The sequence below is a fragment of the Blautia sp. HCP3S3_C12 genome (assembly GCF_052064155.1).
Lineage (GTDB): Bacteria > Bacillota > Clostridia > Lachnospirales > Lachnospiraceae > Blautia_A.
The window spans coordinates 44826-60140 of sequence record NZ_JBQHWC010000007.1; the positions used below are offsets into that span (position 1 = coordinate 44826).

General features: G+C 42.7%; 13 protein-coding genes and 2 tRNA genes. 5 read left to right on the forward strand and 10 right to left on the reverse strand.

Features of this window, described 5'->3' with window-relative positions; translation table 11 throughout:
- Window positions 1-12: 12 nt before the first annotated feature.
- The gene (locus ACTNDS_RS07955; RefSeq protein ID WP_441034879.1) at window positions 13-567 is read right to left on the reverse strand and encodes a TetR/AcrR family transcriptional regulator; all 555 of its coding nucleotides are present in this window, start codon (window positions 565-567) and stop codon (window positions 13-15) included.
- A 199-nt stretch (window positions 568-766) separates the two neighbouring features.
- Here ACTNDS_RS07955 and ACTNDS_RS07960 point away from each other — a divergent pair, with 199 nt between their 5' ends.
- The gene (locus tag ACTNDS_RS07960; protein ID WP_441034881.1) at window positions 767-2320 is read left to right on the forward strand and encodes an ABC-F family ATP-binding cassette domain-containing protein; all 1554 of its coding nucleotides are present in this window, start codon (window positions 767-769) and stop codon (window positions 2318-2320) included.
- Window positions 2321-2503: 183 nt separating this feature from the next.
- Here the strand turns inward: ACTNDS_RS07960 and ACTNDS_RS07965 are convergent, their stop codons facing one another.
- From ACTNDS_RS07965 to glyA, 6 genes are all read right to left on the reverse strand, one after another.
- Entirely contained in the window at window positions 2504-3004 is a 501-nt protein-coding gene (locus ACTNDS_RS07965; RefSeq protein ID WP_019160987.1) for a tRNA (cytidine(34)-2'-O)-methyltransferase, read from the reverse strand.
- 19 nt (window positions 3005-3023) lie between these two features.
- A complete protein-coding gene (locus ACTNDS_RS07970; RefSeq protein ID WP_173743180.1) occupies window positions 3024-3689 on the reverse strand; it encodes an AIR synthase-related protein in 666 nt (221 codons plus the stop codon).
- 193 nt (window positions 3690-3882) lie between these two features.
- A complete protein-coding gene (locus ACTNDS_RS07975; RefSeq protein WP_441034884.1) occupies window positions 3883-5553 on the reverse strand; it encodes a B12-binding domain-containing radical SAM protein in 1671 nt (556 codons plus the stop codon).
- A gap of 6 nt (window positions 5554-5559) precedes the next feature.
- The gene (gene trxA / locus ACTNDS_RS07980) at window positions 5560-5862 is read right to left on the reverse strand and encodes a thioredoxin (RefSeq protein WP_019160983.1); all 303 of its coding nucleotides are present in this window, start codon (window positions 5860-5862) and stop codon (window positions 5560-5562) included.
- Between the two features lie 38 nt (window positions 5863-5900).
- Window positions 5901-6809, reverse strand: coding sequence for an NAD(P)/FAD-dependent oxidoreductase (locus ACTNDS_RS07985; protein WP_441034886.1), 909 nt, complete (start codon window positions 6807-6809; stop codon window positions 5901-5903).
- Between the two features lie 315 nt (window positions 6810-7124).
- The gene (gene glyA / locus ACTNDS_RS07990) at window positions 7125-8363 is read right to left on the reverse strand and encodes a serine hydroxymethyltransferase (RefSeq protein ID WP_441034888.1); all 1239 of its coding nucleotides are present in this window, start codon (window positions 8361-8363) and stop codon (window positions 7125-7127) included.
- Between the two features lie 259 nt (window positions 8364-8622).
- Here glyA and ACTNDS_RS07995 point away from each other — a divergent pair, with 259 nt between their 5' ends.
- The 3 genes from ACTNDS_RS07995 to ACTNDS_RS08005 all read left to right on the forward strand — a co-directional run bounded on the left by ACTNDS_RS07995 (window position 8623) and on the right by ACTNDS_RS08005 (window position 11452).
- Window positions 8623-9807, forward strand: a complete 1185-nt coding sequence (locus ACTNDS_RS07995) for an iron-containing alcohol dehydrogenase (RefSeq protein WP_303243233.1) — start codon at window positions 8623-8625, stop codon at window positions 9805-9807.
- Between the two features lie 114 nt (window positions 9808-9921).
- Window positions 9922-9994 (forward strand) — tRNA-Phe (locus ACTNDS_RS08000).
- A 174-nt stretch (window positions 9995-10168) separates the two neighbouring features.
- Window positions 10169-11452, forward strand: a complete 1284-nt coding sequence (locus ACTNDS_RS08005) for an O-acetylhomoserine aminocarboxypropyltransferase/cysteine synthase family protein (protein WP_441034890.1) — start codon at window positions 10169-10171, stop codon at window positions 11450-11452.
- A gap of 149 nt (window positions 11453-11601) precedes the next feature.
- On the opposite strand, the gene ACTNDS_RS08010 is transcribed toward ACTNDS_RS08005, so the two are convergent.
- Window positions 11602-12741, reverse strand: a complete 1140-nt coding sequence (locus tag ACTNDS_RS08010) for a 3D domain-containing protein (RefSeq protein WP_441034892.1) — start codon at window positions 12739-12741, stop codon at window positions 11602-11604.
- A gap of 155 nt (window positions 12742-12896) precedes the next feature.
- Here ACTNDS_RS08010 and ACTNDS_RS08015 point away from each other — a divergent pair.
- A tRNA-Gly gene (locus ACTNDS_RS08015) sits at window positions 12897-12969 on the forward strand.
- Window positions 12970-13362: 393 nt separating this feature from the next.
- On the opposite strand, the gene ACTNDS_RS08020 is transcribed toward ACTNDS_RS08015, so the two are convergent.
- Together ACTNDS_RS08020 and ACTNDS_RS08025 are read right to left on the reverse strand one after the other, a co-directional pair.
- A complete protein-coding gene (locus tag ACTNDS_RS08020; protein ID WP_019160977.1) occupies window positions 13363-14547 on the reverse strand; it encodes a phosphoribosylaminoimidazolecarboxamide formyltransferase in 1185 nt (394 codons plus the stop codon).
- A 34-nt stretch (window positions 14548-14581) separates the two neighbouring features.
- Complete coding sequence (locus tag ACTNDS_RS08025; RefSeq protein WP_173682423.1) at window positions 14582-15295, reverse strand: IMP cyclohydrolase; 714 nt, start codon at window positions 15293-15295, stop codon at window positions 14582-14584.
- Window positions 15296-15315 lie beyond the last annotated feature (20 nt).

The window sequence follows — 15315 nt, forward strand, 5'->3', positions numbered from 1 at the left end:
ATAAAATCTTATTCACATTGCAAAATTCTCAATTGAAGTAGTAATAGTTCCATGTAGGGTAAGGCTGATTTTTCCAACCAGTTCATTAATATCTTCCTTCATTCCATCCTGAATCCATTCAAGCATAATTCCTACAAAACCATATTTATAAAAATTCGCAATAAACTGCTTATCCTCCTGGGTTACATTTTTTCCCTTACATTTCTCTTCCACTACTCCTGCAATCAGGTGATAGGTCAGCTTGTAGAGATAATTTTCCATTTTTTCTCTGCTGACACATCGATACACATTCATAATAAAAGGTTTATTCTCCAGAACAGCCTCAAATACCTGGGTCAGCCCCTCTGTCCAGGAATCATAGGTTTTCTTACCCTGCAATGCCTTGGTTCCATCCTCCACACAGCACCATTCCACCAGATCATAGATATCTTTGAAGTGATAATAAAAGGCCATCCTGCTGATCCCGCAATCCGTAGTAATATCTGTAATTGTAATCTTATCCAAAGGCTTTCGCAAAAGCAAACGCTTCAGGGAATCCTCCAGAGCAATCTTCGTGGTGTTCGACATAGATCTGCCTCCATATTATTTATAAAATTTTTATATTGTATCAGTAAATCATAATTTAAGTCTAACGAAAGAGAAGGATATGGTCAACGAAAATTTTTATAAAATCTATAAACATATTTTTATTATGATGTCTTATTGACAGCATACCCTGTGTTTGCTACACTGACTTTGTATTTTCGCATCAAGAAGAGGAGAATTTATGAGTATATTAAATGTAGAACACCTGACTCACGGCTTTGGTGACCGTGCGATTTTTAATGATGTGTCCTTTCGTCTGCTGAAAGGTGAGCATGTGGGGCTTATCGGAGCCAACGGCGAGGGAAAATCTACCTTTATGAATATTATTACCGGCAAATTAATACCGGACGAAGGCAAAGTGGAATGGGCCAAAAATGTCCGGGTTGGATATCTGGATCAGCACACCGTACTGACTCCCGGAATGACTATTCGCCAGGTACTGGCCTCTGCCTTTGATTTTCTGTACGATATGGAAAAACAGATGAATGAAATCTGTGAAAAAATGGGCGATGCTACTCCTGAAGAGCTGGAGCAGTATATGGAGGATCTGGGTACCCTCCAGGATCTGCTGACCATGCATGATTTCTATATGATTGATGCCAAAGTTGAGGAAGTAGGCCGGGCACTGGGACTGACAGAAATCGGTCTGGACCGTGATGTAACAGAATTATCCGGCGGGCAGCGTACCAAGATCCTGCTGGGCAAACTTCTGCTGGAGAAACCGGATATTCTTCTCCTGGATGAGCCCACCAACTATCTGGATGCAGAGCATATTGAATGGCTGAAACGTTATCTGAATGATTACGAAAATGCCTTTATCCTGATCAGCCACGATATTCCATTTCTGAACAGTGTGATCAATCTGGTCTATCATATGGATAATCAGGAATTGAACCGCTATGTAGGCGATTATGATAAATTTCAGGAAGTGTATGCTATGAAAAAATCCCAGCTAGAGGCCGCCTACAACCGACAGCAGAAGGAAATTGCAGACCTGAAGGATTTTGTAGCCAGAAACAAGGCCCGTGTTGCCACCCGTAATATGGCAATGTCCCGTCAGAAAAAGCTGGACAAAATGGATATGATCGAACTGGCTGCAGAAAAACCAAAACCGGAATTCCATTTCAAGGAAGGCCGCACCACCAGCCGCATTATTTTTGAAGCAAGGGATCTTGTCATCGGATATGACGAGCCGCTGTCCAAACCTTTGAATCTGACCATGGAGCGCAAAGAAAAAGTAGCCCTGATCGGTGCCAACGGCATCGGTAAGACTACTCTGTTAAAAAGTATTCTGGGATTAATCCCGCCTCTGTCCGGCGAAGTAGAACAGGGGGATTACCTGGAAATCGGTTATTTCGAACAGGAAATGTCCGGTTCCGGAGATAACAGCTGCATTGATGAAATCTGGCAGGAATTTCCTTCCTACACCCAGTATGAGGTACGCTCTGCTCTGGCGAAATGTGGTCTCACCACTAAACATATTGAGAGCCGTATCATGGTTTTAAGCGGCGGCGAACAAGCCAAGGTAAGACTTTGCAAATTGTTAAACAGACCTACCAATGTACTTTTGCTGGACGAGCCAACCAACCATCTGGATGTGGCTGCCAAGGAAGAATTAAAGCGAGCCCTGAAGGAGTACAAGGGAAGTGTCCTGATGGTCTGCCATGAGCCGGAATTCTATGAAGGCCTGGCTACTCAGGTCTGGGATCTGTCTCAATGGACCACCAAGCTCTAAATAAATGTTAAGAGAGAATCCTGCTTGCAGGATTCTCCGCCTGCAGCGGGTCGCTTCAGCGACATAATTCCTCTCCGCCGCAGTGCGATCCTGCCCGGAGGGCTTTTTTATGTTATAGGAACATTACGGAGTAATTTCCTATAACATAAAAAAACTTCCATCAGGCAGTCCAGAATCTTTAACTCAATCCCACTCATAATTTCTCAGATGTCCGGCCAGATTCATATGGTCAAAATGATTCTGACGCAGTGCCTCATAAAGAACAATAGCTACAGAATTGCTCAGATTCAAAGAGCGTATATCTCCGATCATAGGAATCCGCACACAGGTATCCTGATGGTTCACAAGAATATCCTCCGGGATTCCTGCACTTTCTTTGCCAAACATAATATAACAGTCTTCCTCATAATTAACATCCACATAGGTCTGGGGAGCTTTTGTAGTGGCATAATAAATCTTTGCTCCCGGATTTTTCTGCAGAAAATCCTCATAATCCAGATAAGTAGTTACATCCAGGTCCTTCCAGTAATCCATTCCTGCACGCTTCAGCGCCTTCTCGCTCAGGGAGAAGCCCAGCGGCTCGATCAGATGAAGTCTGGTGCCTGTTGCCACACAGGTACGTCCAATATTTCCTGTATTTGCCGGAATCTCCGGCTCATGAAGTACAATATTTAACTTTGCCATTTTATTAGTCCTGTTCTTTTTATTTCTTTTGTTTCTTGCACACTTTATATAATTCGTCCTCTGCCGGTCGTTCCAGATATCTTGCATTCCCACCGCTGTACAGCAAACGATCATTTCCGGCATTGGTCTGTCCGATCACTGCTGCTTCATAGCCTGCATTATGAAGTTCCTGAACTAATGCCTCTCCGCCACAGATTCCAATAAGCACAGATCCATGTGAACACAATTTATATGGATTAAGATCAAATATTTCACAGACCTCTATAGTTTCCTGACGGACAGGTACCTTACGGAAATCCACAGTCAGTCCCACCTGGGAAGCCTCTGCCACTTTCCAGAGGGCACTTAAAAATCCCCCTTCGCCCATGGCATAGAGAGCACTTGCACCTGCCTGCACAGCCATCTGCCATATACTGCTGCCTTCTGCTTTTTCCTCCAGATGAAGATTACTCATATCTCTGCCTTCATGGTCTTTTTTACTGAATCCGTATTCCTGCTGCAACAACATACAGTCACAGACAAAGCCTGCTGAAAATCGCTCTGACAGTTTCTCTCTCTCCTGTTTTGCAATACGTGAAGTTCCTCCCAGCGCCACCGGACAGGCCACAACCAGTTCATCTCCCGGCTGCAGGCATCCGGTAACCTCTGCCTGTAATGCTTCCATTGCTTTTTGTCCCAGTCTCATTGTACTGCCCCTTAATAAACCAGAAGAGATAATACCATCGGCACTACCATCGCCAGCACCAGAATCACAGCAATGATCGCACAGATCACTTTACGTTTTTTTGGATTAAACATTCCCATTTCTGTCACCTCGTTTTAATAACAACTCTCAGAGTTGTCTCTGAAATTCAAGCGGATATTCGCAATCCACCTCGCTACTTGATTCGGTTAAAAATTTGTTCTGTAACATCCTCCACATAAGCATTGTTATCCAGAGGATCCTTGCGGTTATAGTCAAAATACAAAGCTCTGCCGTTTCCGAATACTTCCACATGGGCATTTTTCGGTACATGTGCCCGCTTTCTGTAGTCCCATACAAGCTTTTCATAGGGCTTCTGATCCCCGGCAAATCCCGGACGACTCTTCAGATTTTCTCTCAGATAAAGATCCAGTATCATCCGGTCAGCTACCTCTGCCCTGGAAATTCCCGGTACAGTCTCCAGATATTCCAGAAGAATTTCATACCGTCTCATTCTGGTATGAGAAACATCTCCATACCCTTTTTCCATATAAAAGATTCCAAGACCTTCATAAATAGAAAACGCATCCGGAAAAAAGCTCTCCGCATATTCCAGTGTTTTCTGGAATTGTCCACTATTATAATACACTTCCACCATATTTTCCACATTTTTCAATTTCAGAACATGATCATAATCCAGCCATTTTGTGGAAAGAACCTCATAGGGTTCCCGATTCTTATAGACAATGCCATATTCACGGCACATTTCCATCATGTGCGAGCCTTTCAGAACTTTCAAAAATCCCAACTGAAGCTGCTGTGGTTTCAGCGCATAAACATCATTAAAAGAATTACGGAAACTGTCATAGTCCTCATAGGGCAGTCCTGCGATCAAGTCCAGATGCTGATGGATATTTCCAAAGCTGTGGATACGGTCCACAATTCCTTTCAGCTTTTCAAAATCCATTGTTCTGTGTATCGCTTTAATTGTATCCGGATTTGTGGACTGTACTCCGATCTCCAGCTGGATCAGACCTGGGCGCATGGTTGACATTTCCTGCAGTTCCTCTTCTCTTAACAGATCTGCTGATATTTCAAAATGAAAGTTTGTTACCCCATTGTCATGATCATTAATATACTTCCAGATTGCCATCGCATGATCATGTTTACAGTTAAAGGTACGATCTACAAATTTCACCTGCGGAACCTTATGATCTATAAAAAACTGCAGTTCCTTTTTCACCATCTCTATATCCCTGAACCGCAGCTTCTTATCTACAGAAGACAAACAATAGCTGCAGGAAAAGGGACATCCTCTGCTGCTCTCATAATAAATAATCCTGTTCTTAAACTCTGACAGATCTTTGTAAATAAAGGGAATACTGCTGAGATCCATGATCTGACGCCATCCATTATGTATGATCTTCTCTCCGTCTCTGTAGCAGATTCCTGTTATATTTTCCAGTTTTTCCGGATTCTTCTTAACATAATATCCTGAAAGTTCCTGAAAAGTTTCTTCCCCTTCTCCTACCATAACTCCTGTAAATTCCGGATTCTCTGACAGAAATTTCTCCGCATCATAATAAACTTCCGGACCGCCGGCCCAGAAGTCGACGTCCGGAAGAATCTTTGCCAGATCTGCCATCAGTTCTTTTACAAAAGAAATATTCCAGATATAGCAGGACACACATACCACATCCGGATGCTCCAGATAAATATCACGCATGATATCATCTTTCTGCTGATTGATAGTATATTCTTTCAATATGATATGGTCTGTATATTCAGATGCATATGCCTGCAGATCATAGACTGCAAGATTGGAATGAATATATTTGGCATTGCATGCCGCTAGTAAAATCTTCATAAAGCTTTAGCCTTCCAGTGCATTCTTTAAGTCTTCTTTGGAAGTAAGACCTACAAAACGCTGCACTTCTGCCCCATTCTTAAACAGGATCAGTGTAGGGATGCTTACAACGCGAAACTGCTGTGCAAGTGCCATATTCTGATCTACGTCTACTTTTCCTACTGCGTATCCCTCTTCTGCCAGTTCTTCTACAATCGGACCCTGACGCATACATGGACCACACCATGTTGCCCAGAAATCAATAAGAACCGGTTTCTCAGATTTTAATACTTCTGTTTCAAAATTTGCTGTTGTAATCTCTTTTGCCATAATTCATATCTCCTTTGCTTATTCTTTTGACTCTAACATCATTTTAAAGATCTCACATACTTTCCTGCATGAATACCTGCCTGTGCACCTTCATAAACAGCTTTCGCCACCTGAAGAAGCCCACCTGTACAGTCACCTGCCGCATAGAGTCCCGGGATGGTTGTTTCCATATTTTCGTTAACTTTAATGTTTCCTTTTTCCGTAAGTTCAGCTCCCATCTGGCGGGCAATCTCAGTACTGCCTGCAGTTCCCATTGCAATAAATACACCGTCTGCAGGACAGAAATCATTTATCTGCTGACCTGCTTCTCCATTTATTTCCTGTGCCTGTACATCAGGTGCAAGACGGATTCCGGATACCAGATCATCGCCCTCTACAGACTGGATCTTCATTGTGTTTACACTGATATTTTCTTCAGGTGTAAATTCCGGTTCTTCACCGTTTGTATAAATGGTTACTGTAGAAGCAGTATTGGACAATTCCTTTGCTTCATGCATGGCGAAATCACCGTTTCCAAGAACTGCTACATCCTTGCCTCTGTAAAAGAAAGCATCGCAGATTGCACAGTAGCTGACACCTTTTCCCTCAAATTCTTTAACACCCGGAATCTTTGGTGCAGCACGCTTACTTCCTGTTGCAAGTATCAGACTCTGTGTCTCGAAATCCCCTTCCGTAGTCTTTACCACAAAGGTATCAAACCCGCCGACTCCCAGAACCTGTGCATCCAATATTCGTACACCCAGTGCTTTCGCCTGAGCGATTCCTGCATCATATAGTTCCTGACCGGACAGAGGATGTTCCAGCCCGTAATAATTCTCTATCTTCTCAGCTTTTTCCAAAGCACCGATCCCATTATTGATCACCAGGGGATCCAGATTTCCACGAACTGCATAAAGCGCAGCGGAAATTCCTGCAGGTCCGGCACCTATGATTATTACTTTCTCCAATTTATGTCACCTGCTCTCTGTGATTGTTCTCAATACACTGTGATATACACTCTGAATACAGCAATTAAATATTATGACCAATTCCAATAAATCATCAACTGTCATTTAACCTGTTCTGCTTTTCAGTATAATCATCAGCTATTGTTACTATACTACGTTTCCTGAAAAAAATCCATGATTTTATTTGGATAATTTTTGTATAATTTATCCGGGTTAAATAAATTTCGCGCTTCAGCGACATAATAAATAAAAGCGAAGTGCTGTTCACTCATGAACCATGCATTTCACTTTTATACATTATTTTGTATGATTTATTTATCCAACCAGAGGATATTTGTCTGTAAGTTCTTTGACGATTGCCTTTGCCTTTTCCTGGCTGCCTTCTTCTTTTAAGGTCATAGCAATTGCTTCTGCGATCTTGTCCATATCTTCCGGTTTCATGCCTCGTGAAGTAACTGCTGCTGTTCCGAGACGTACACCGCTTGTAACAAATGGAGACTGTGGATCATTTGGAATTGCATTCTTATTGCAGGTAATGTTTACTTCATCAAGAAGATTCTCCATCTGCTTGCCTGTAACGCCCAGACTTCTGAGGTCTACAAGCATCAGATGATTGTCTGTGCCACCGGAAACGATATCAATTCCTCGTTTCTGGAGTCCTTTGCAAAGTGCCTGCGCATTCTCAACAATCATCTTTGCATAGTCCTTAAATTCCGGCTGAAGCGCTTCTTTGAAACATACTGCCTTGGCAGCGATCACGTGCATCAGAGGACCACCCTGGATTCCCGGAAATACTGCTTTATTAAAGTTAAATTTCTTTGCATTCTCTGCGCTGCTTAAGATCAGGCCGCCTCTTGGTCCACGCAGAGTTTTGTGTGTGGTTGTAGTCACAACGTCTGCATAAGGAATCGGGCTTGGATGCTGTCCTCCTGCTACCAGACCGGCGATATGAGCCATATCTACCATCAGATAAGCCCCAACTTCATCTGTAATCTCACGGAATTTCTTAAAATCAATAACTCTGGCATAGGCACTTGCACCTGCTACGATCAGCTTTGGTTTATTCTCAATGGCGATTCTTCTGACTTCTTCATAATCGATCACACCGTCATCATTGACTCCATAATATACCGGCTTAAAGTAGGTTCCGGACATATTTGCAGGACTTCCATGTGTCAGATGTCCACCATGATCCAGATTCATACCCATTACAGTATCTCCCGGCTGCAGCATTGCAAAAAAGACTGCCATATTTGCCTGTGCTCCGGAGTGTGGCTGTACATTTGCATATTCACATCCGAATAATTCTTTCGCACGTTCGATTGCAAGAGCTTCCACCTCATCCACGCAGGAACATCCGCCGTAAAATCTCTTCCCCGGATATCCTTCCGCATATTTATTAGTAAGAGGGCTTCCCATTGCTGCCATAACTGCTTTACTTACCCAGTTCTCTGAAGCAATCAGCTCAATATGGGAATTCTGGCGTGCAAGCTCCGCCTGGATCAGATCTGCGATATCCTTGTCTGTCTTTGCTACGTCGTCGATTGAATACATCTTAGTAATCCTCCTTTGTTATAAGCTCAGTAATTATCACGATTATAACCAATTCTTTCCGTTGTGTCAACCACAAAAAGACATTTGTCCGTGTAGCAAAAATATTTTTTTTTATTTTATTATTTTTTGACTATTTTCCCATTATTTGTTTTAATATAAAGAGGAAGTCCCACCTGCTACCTGTTACGTTTTACACTCAACGCAGGGGACTTACTTGATTCGGTTAACCTGTAAAGCTATAGGAGGTCTTTTACATATCATGAGAAATTTTGAATATTATACACCAACCCAGGTTGTTTTTGGCAAAGATACCCACCTTCAGACAGGTTCCCTGCTGAAGAAATATGGTGCAAAAAAAGTGCTGATCCATTACGGTGGTCAAAGTGCTGTCCGTTCCGGACTGATCGATGAAATCACTTCTAACCTGAGAGAATCAGACCTTGAATATGTCACTCTGGGTGGTGTGGTTCCTAATCCACATCTCTCCAAAGTCCGCGAGGGAATTGAGTTATGCAGAAAAGAAAATGTGGACTTTATTCTTGCTGTAGGAGGTGGAAGTGTTATTGACTCTTCCAAGGCTATCGGCTATGGTGTTGCAAATCCGGACAACGATGTCTGGGATTTCTGTCTGAAAAAGGCTGTTCCAACCGGTTGTCTGCCCATCGGTGTCATTCTTACAATTGCAGCTTCCGGAAGTGAAATGAGCAGTTCCAGCGTTATCACCAATGAAGAAACCAAGGAAAAAAGAGGCTGTGCAAAGACTGATTACTGCAGACCCAAATTTGCTATCTTAAATCCACGTCTCACCTATACACTTCCACAATATCAGACAGAAAGTGGATGTGTGGATATCCTCATGCACACTATGGAGCGATATTTTGTAAATATTGAAACTATGGAGATCACAGATAGTATCAGCGAAGCTCTGATGCAGACGGTCATTTATAATGCCCGTATCCTTATGAAGGAACCGGAAAACTACAGTGCACGGGCAGAAATCATGTGGGCAGGAAGTCTCTCCCACAATGGTCTGACCGGATGCGGTACCGGGGGCGGTGACTGGGCCTGTCATCAGCTTGAACACGAACTGGGCGGTGTCTACAATGTAACCCACGGTGCAGGTCTTGCTGCCATCTGGGGAAGCTGGGCACGCTATGTCTACGAGGTAAATCCTGAACGTTTCGCTCAGTTTGCCACTAACGTATTTGACATTCCATGTGGAACTGATTATAAAGAAACAGCCCTTGCAGGAATCGTAGCAATGGAAAATTTTTTCCGTTCTGTAGAAATGCCCACCAGTTTACACGAACTGGGTCTGGATCTCACAGATCAGCAAATTCATGATCTGGCATTCAAATGCAGTTTCGAAGACACTCGAACCATCGGAGTCTTCAAGCAGCTCAATATGAGAGATATGGAAAAAATCTACCTTATGGCAAGATAAAGTAAATTTTTGTTATAACTTTCTCTTTTTTCGCAAAAATTATAAAAATTACTTGCATTCAAACAATCAATATGCTATGATAAGGCCTGTGATGCAACAAATCACAGACCAAATGCCCAGATAGCTCAGTTGGTAGAGCAGAGGACTGAAAATCCTCGTGTCGCTGGTTCGATTCCGGCTCTGGGCATTTTTTTATTTCATTTTTTATTGTCTTTTTATTGTCTTATCTGGTTTTCGGCGGTATAATTTTCTTACTGCTATCATGAAATTTTGTATCAATATCCCATCATATTATCTGATTTTCCCATATTAATACATAATTTACTGGAGCAACTTACGCATAAAGAAAGGAATCAAACTCATGAGTGACTTAAAATTAGAGACTAAATGTCTCCATTCCGGTTACACCCCATCAAAGGGTGAACCTTGTGCACTTCCAATCTGTCAGAGTACAACATACAAGTATGATACTACTGATGAAATGGGACAGCTTTTCGATCTGAAGGCAGAGGGTTATTTCTATACCCGTCTGCAAAATCCCACAAATGATGCTGTAGCAGCAAAAATTGCAGATCTGGAGGGTGGTGTTGCTGCAATCCTTACTTCTTCCGGACAGGCAGCTAATTTTTACGCAGTTTTCAATATCTGTGAAGCTGGAGATCATGTGGTAGCAGCCTCCACCATTTACGGAGGAACCTTCAACCTCCTGGCTGTTACTTTCAAGAAGCTTGGCATTGACTGCACTTTCGTTGACACCGATGCAAGCTCTGAAGAAATCGCAGCTGCCTTCCGTCCGAACACAAAAGTACTTTTCGCAGAAACCATCGCAAACCCGGCTCTGGTAATTCTGGATATTGAAAAATTCGCAAAGGTTGCTCACGAGCATGAAGTTCCGCTTATTGTAGACAACACCTTTGCTACACCTGTAAACTGCCGTCCTTTTGAATGGGGCGCTGATATCGTTACCCATTCCACAACCAAATATATGGACGGACATGCTGTACAGGTTGGCGGTGCTATCGTTGACAGCGGTAACTTTGACTGGGATGCCTATGGCCACAAATATCACGGACTGACTGAACCGGATGAATCTTATCATGGTGTTATTTATACTAAACAGTTTGGAAAGAAGGCTTATATCACAAAGGCAACCTCTCAGCTGATGCGTGACCTTGGCTCTATCCCGTCTCCTGCAAACTGCTTCCTGTTAAACCTGGGACTGGAAACTCTTCCTCTTCGTGTAGAACGTCACTGCTATAATGCACAGAAGATTGCAGAATTCCTGAATGCCCATGAGAAAGTATCTCACGTAAACTATGCAGGACTTCCTGATGACAAATACTATGCACTTGCTCAAAAATACATGCACGAAGGCAGAACCTGCGGCGTTATCTCCTTTGAACTGACAGGCGGTCGAGAAGCTGCAGTCCGCTTTATGGACAGCTTAAAGCTTGCCACCATCGCAACTCACGTAGCAGCATCTAAAACCATGATCCTGCATCCGGCAAGCCATACTCATCGTCAGATGAACGATGAGCAGCTTGCAGAAGCCGGCGTATCACCGGGAATGATCCGTCTCTCTGTTGGTATTGAAAATGTGGATGACATTATTGCTGATATTGAACAGGCATTACAAAACGCATAAAAGATAATTTCAAAAAATCCGGAAGAACTTCTGAAATGATCACAGATATAACAGATCATTTCCAGATTCTCCCGGATTTTTATTTTCAGGTCAAGCGGATATTCGCAATCCGCTTTGCTACTTGATTCGGTTAAATTCTTTCTTATTTTCTACTTTAACAAATAAACATCTGTATAATATACCCCTTTGTCCTCCCCTTCCTGATGGGTAGCAACATAAATATCTATACAATTATGTTTAATCGCACCACCACAGTCCTCTGCAACATAAACCTGTCCATTGATCACAACCTTAGATCCATATGGAATCTGTGTAGGGTCCACCGCAATCGTACGGTTTGTCGTAGCAGTCACCCCTGTAGAAGTAATGCCATTTGCCCAAGGGCCACAACAAATACTGCAGGGACAATAATGAGTAATCTTAAAGGTTCCCAGCGGAACCAGTGACGCATCTGAAGACACAGCTACCGGAGTTCCCACCTTCACTCCATCCACAGACTCTCCCTTTGAAGCAGTTACACCATCCACAGCCTCTGCAAAAACGCCTTTGCCCTCACTCTTATGAATCGTTCCAGCTTCTTCGCCGTCTACTTTAGCGACCTTTGACTCTTCCGTATTCTCCTCTGCTGCTGTATTCTCCAGAACACTGGTTGGAATATATCCAATGCCTCTTTTTCCATTCTCTTTTTTATAGTAAATCTGACTCCAGATGCCGTTCACTGTAGCCAGGCGCTTCACTTCATCCTCCTGAATGACCTCACCTACTATCTGTCCATCCTTCTTTCCCGGATAATCCAGAATATCACTGTCCTTCAGTGCTGTAAAAGTTCCCCTTGCCTGAGCAACCTGATCACTATCATTGATATGTTTTGTGGGCACATAGCCACTGATCTTTTCCGTACCCTTTTTACTCTTTTTCTCATAAGTCACTTTACTCCAGCCATTATCACATACGGCCACTCTCTCTACACCGGTACCAAGATACACTCTTGCAAGCTTCTTTCCGTTTTTCCCTGGCATAGAACGTATATAAGTCGCCTTTGCAGAAACAGAAACCTTATCTGACTTGGCAACTGCAGTTACCTTCTCTCCACTTCCATTATCAATCTCAAAGGTCTGCAGTGTCTTATTATCCTGCTTATAAGCATTAACTGTCCCCTCATAATCCAGAATATCCGCAGAAACTGTTGTTGGTAAAGTAAGCATACTACAAACTAATAATACTAAAATTTTTTTCTTCATAAACTGAGCCTCAACTCCTTTATCGTCTCTCTCCGTCTGTCCTATCATAGCACACCCCCTCCCAATTTGCAATTTTCCACCCCATCCTTCACGGAATCTTCATAAAATTTCAAAATAAAGAAAAAAAAACATTTGACAAACTCCACTGTATATAGTATCATATATTTTGTCGCTGAGGTAATCACTCAAACGACATCATAAATGCGATAGTGGCGTAGTTGGTAACGCGCGACCTTGCCAAGGTCGAGACCGCGGGTTCGAGCCCCGTCTATCGCTCTTAAAGCATCAGCTAAGGCTGATGCTTTTTTCATCCCCTTCTATTAACTTTCCATAACTATAGCAATTCCATATCTGCGAATAACATCTATAGCCAATATCACTGATTCAAGCGGATATTCGCAATTGAAGCAGGGTACTTGCTTGATTCGGTTAAATCAATAACCAGCGCAGGACATTATATGTTTTTGCACGCATTTGCAGGGGTCTTAGAAAAAGTTAGCGCCAGGAAATCTGCGTTATGTAAAAAAATTTCACTGTCTGAGCCGCATTTGCGGCGAGTTTGAAATTTTTTTACATGTTTTTAGCAGATTTCCTGGCGCTTAGTTTTTCTTAGGCTCCGAAACCGCGGGCAAAAACATATAATGTCCTGCGTGTCCCCATATCAAGAATTTAGTGATGGAACAATCTGATACCAGTAAAGCTCATCACCATTCCATACTTATTACAGGTCTCGATCACAGCATCATCACGCACAGATCCGCCCGGCTCAGCAATATACTTCACACCACTCTTATGCGCACGTTCAATATTATCACTAAATGGGAAGAATGCATCAGATCCCAGTGTAACATCTGTCATCTGATCCAGCCATGCACGTTTCTCTTCCTTTGTAAATACTTCCGGTTTCTCTGTGAAAGTTTTCTCCCACATACCGTCAGCAAGTACATCCATATATTCATCCCCGATATAAACATCAATGGCATTGTCACGCTCTGCACGGGAAATTGTATCTTTAAATGGCAGATTCAGCACCTTCGGACACTGACGAAGGAACCAGTTGTCAGCTTTCTGTCCTGCAAGTCTTGTACAGTGTACACGGGACTGCTGACCTGCACCAACACCGATAGCCTGTCCATCTTTTACAAAACATACAGAGTTGGACTGTGTATATTTCAGAATGATCAGAGAAATCTTCATATCACGTTTTGCTTCCTCTGTAAGCTCTTTATTCTCTGTCACAATATTGGAGAGCATTGCATCATCGATTTCAAGCTCCTGACGTCCCTGCTCAAAAGTTACACCAAATACTTCTTTGTGTTCCAGCGGAGCCGGTACAAAGTTCTCATCGATCTGGATTACATTGTAGTTTCCTTTTTTCTTCTGCTTCAGGATCTCCAGTGCTTCCTCTGTGTATCCAGGTGCAATAACACCATCAGATACCTCTCTCTTGATCAGAAGTGCTGTATCTTTATCGCACACATCAGAAAGAGAAATGAAATCACCAAAAGAGGACATTCTGTCAGCACCGCGGGCTCTTGCATAAGCACATGCTAATGGTGAAAAATTCTTCCAGTCCATATCATTTACCCAGTAGATCTTTGCCAGAGTCTCTGTCAGTGGAAGTCCTACAGCAGCACCTGCAGGAGATACATGTTTAAAAGAGGTTGCAGCAGGAAGTCCTGTAGCTTTTTTCAGGTTTGATACCAGCTGCCAGCCGTTAAAGGCATCCAGGAAATTGATATATCCCGGTCTTCCGGAAAGAATCTTCACCGGAAGTTCTGATCCGTCTGCCATATAAATTTTTGCAGGTTTCTGATTTGGGTTACAGCCATATTTTAATTCGAATTCTTTCATTATATAAATCCTCCATTATCATATCTGCCCTGTTTTATTTATTCTTATTAATGATCTTGCTTTCGTACTTACCTGTCTCAATATCAATATATCTTACAAACAAAGATACTTTGTTATCTTCGTTCAGGCTGTTCCAGAGAAGTTCTGCAAACTCATCCATATTATCCGGAATTGCTACCAGTTTCGGTTCGCCTTCAAAGCTTGGAAGTGGATTTCCATCGCATTTATAAGTGTGGATAAAATGTCCCTCTCCTGCAATGGCATTCTCGTATGCAAATGTGTATCTGTTACATGCATCCGGATTTCCGTTGTTGCTCTTGAGAATTGACATTGCATAGTTGAATTTTCCGTTCTCTACATGCATAACACCGGAAATACGAGGTGTATAGTTTGGACCGTCTGGCTCGAATTCTCTGCTTCTTAAAGACTGCTCAAAAGTAAGCTGATGATCCATTCCCTCATAAATGGTATCTGTCTGATCTCCGTTAGTTACAATTGTTTTGTTTCCCAGTACACGTACAGGTGCATAAATGATCAGGCTTGGATCTGTAAGCTTGGACGGGTCAAATGCCTGGGTCCGGATTCCCTCACCATCCTCTACAAATACTCTGTTTCTGCTGTTCTCGCTTCTGCCCATGATGAAATAAGCTGTCACTGCTTTCTTACCGTCTGCGGAACGTCCGATCACAATTCCTCTGCCAGGATAGGAATTCTCTTTCAGTTCTTTTTCCAGTGATAACATTTCCATAATTTTTCTCCTTTTCGTTA

Excerpts from the sequence above, each read along its gene's own strand:
- ACTNDS_RS07955 (WP_441034879.1), bottom strand. The coding sequence starts at position 567 with ATGTCGAACACCACGAAGATTGCTCTGGAGGATTCCCTGAAGCGTTTG.
- ACTNDS_RS07960 (WP_441034881.1), top strand. The coding sequence starts at position 767 with ATGAGTATATTAAATGTAGAACACCTGACTCACGGCTTTGGTGACCGT.
- ACTNDS_RS07965 (WP_019160987.1), bottom strand. The coding sequence starts at position 3,004 with ATGGCAAAGTTAAATATTGTACTTCATGAGCCGGAGATTCCGGCAAAT.
- ACTNDS_RS07970 (WP_173743180.1), bottom strand. The coding sequence starts at position 3,689 with ATGAGACTGGGACAAAAAGCAATGGAAGCATTACAGGCAGAGGTTACC.
- ACTNDS_RS07975 (WP_441034884.1), bottom strand. The coding sequence starts at position 5,553 with ATGAAGATTTTACTAGCGGCATGCAATGCCAAATATATTCATTCCAAT.
- trxA (WP_019160983.1), bottom strand. The coding sequence starts at position 5,862 with ATGGCAAAAGAGATTACAACAGCAAATTTTGAAACAGAAGTATTAAAA.
- glyA (WP_441034888.1), bottom strand. The coding sequence starts at position 8,363 with ATGTATTCAATCGACGACGTAGCAAAGACAGACAAGGATATCGCAGAT.
- ACTNDS_RS07995 (WP_303243233.1), top strand. The coding sequence starts at position 8,623 with ATGAGAAATTTTGAATATTATACACCAACCCAGGTTGTTTTTGGCAAA.
- ACTNDS_RS08005 (WP_441034890.1), top strand. The coding sequence starts at position 10,169 with ATGAGTGACTTAAAATTAGAGACTAAATGTCTCCATTCCGGTTACACC.
- ACTNDS_RS08010 (WP_441034892.1), bottom strand. The coding sequence starts at position 12,741 with ATGATAGGACAGACGGAGAGAGACGATAAAGGAGTTGAGGCTCAGTTT.
- ACTNDS_RS08020 (WP_019160977.1), bottom strand. The coding sequence starts at position 14,547 with ATGAAAGAATTCGAATTAAAATATGGCTGTAACCCAAATCAGAAACCT.
- ACTNDS_RS08025 (WP_173682423.1), bottom strand. The coding sequence starts at position 15,295 with ATGGAAATGTTATCACTGGAAAAAGAACTGAAAGAGAATTCCTATCCT.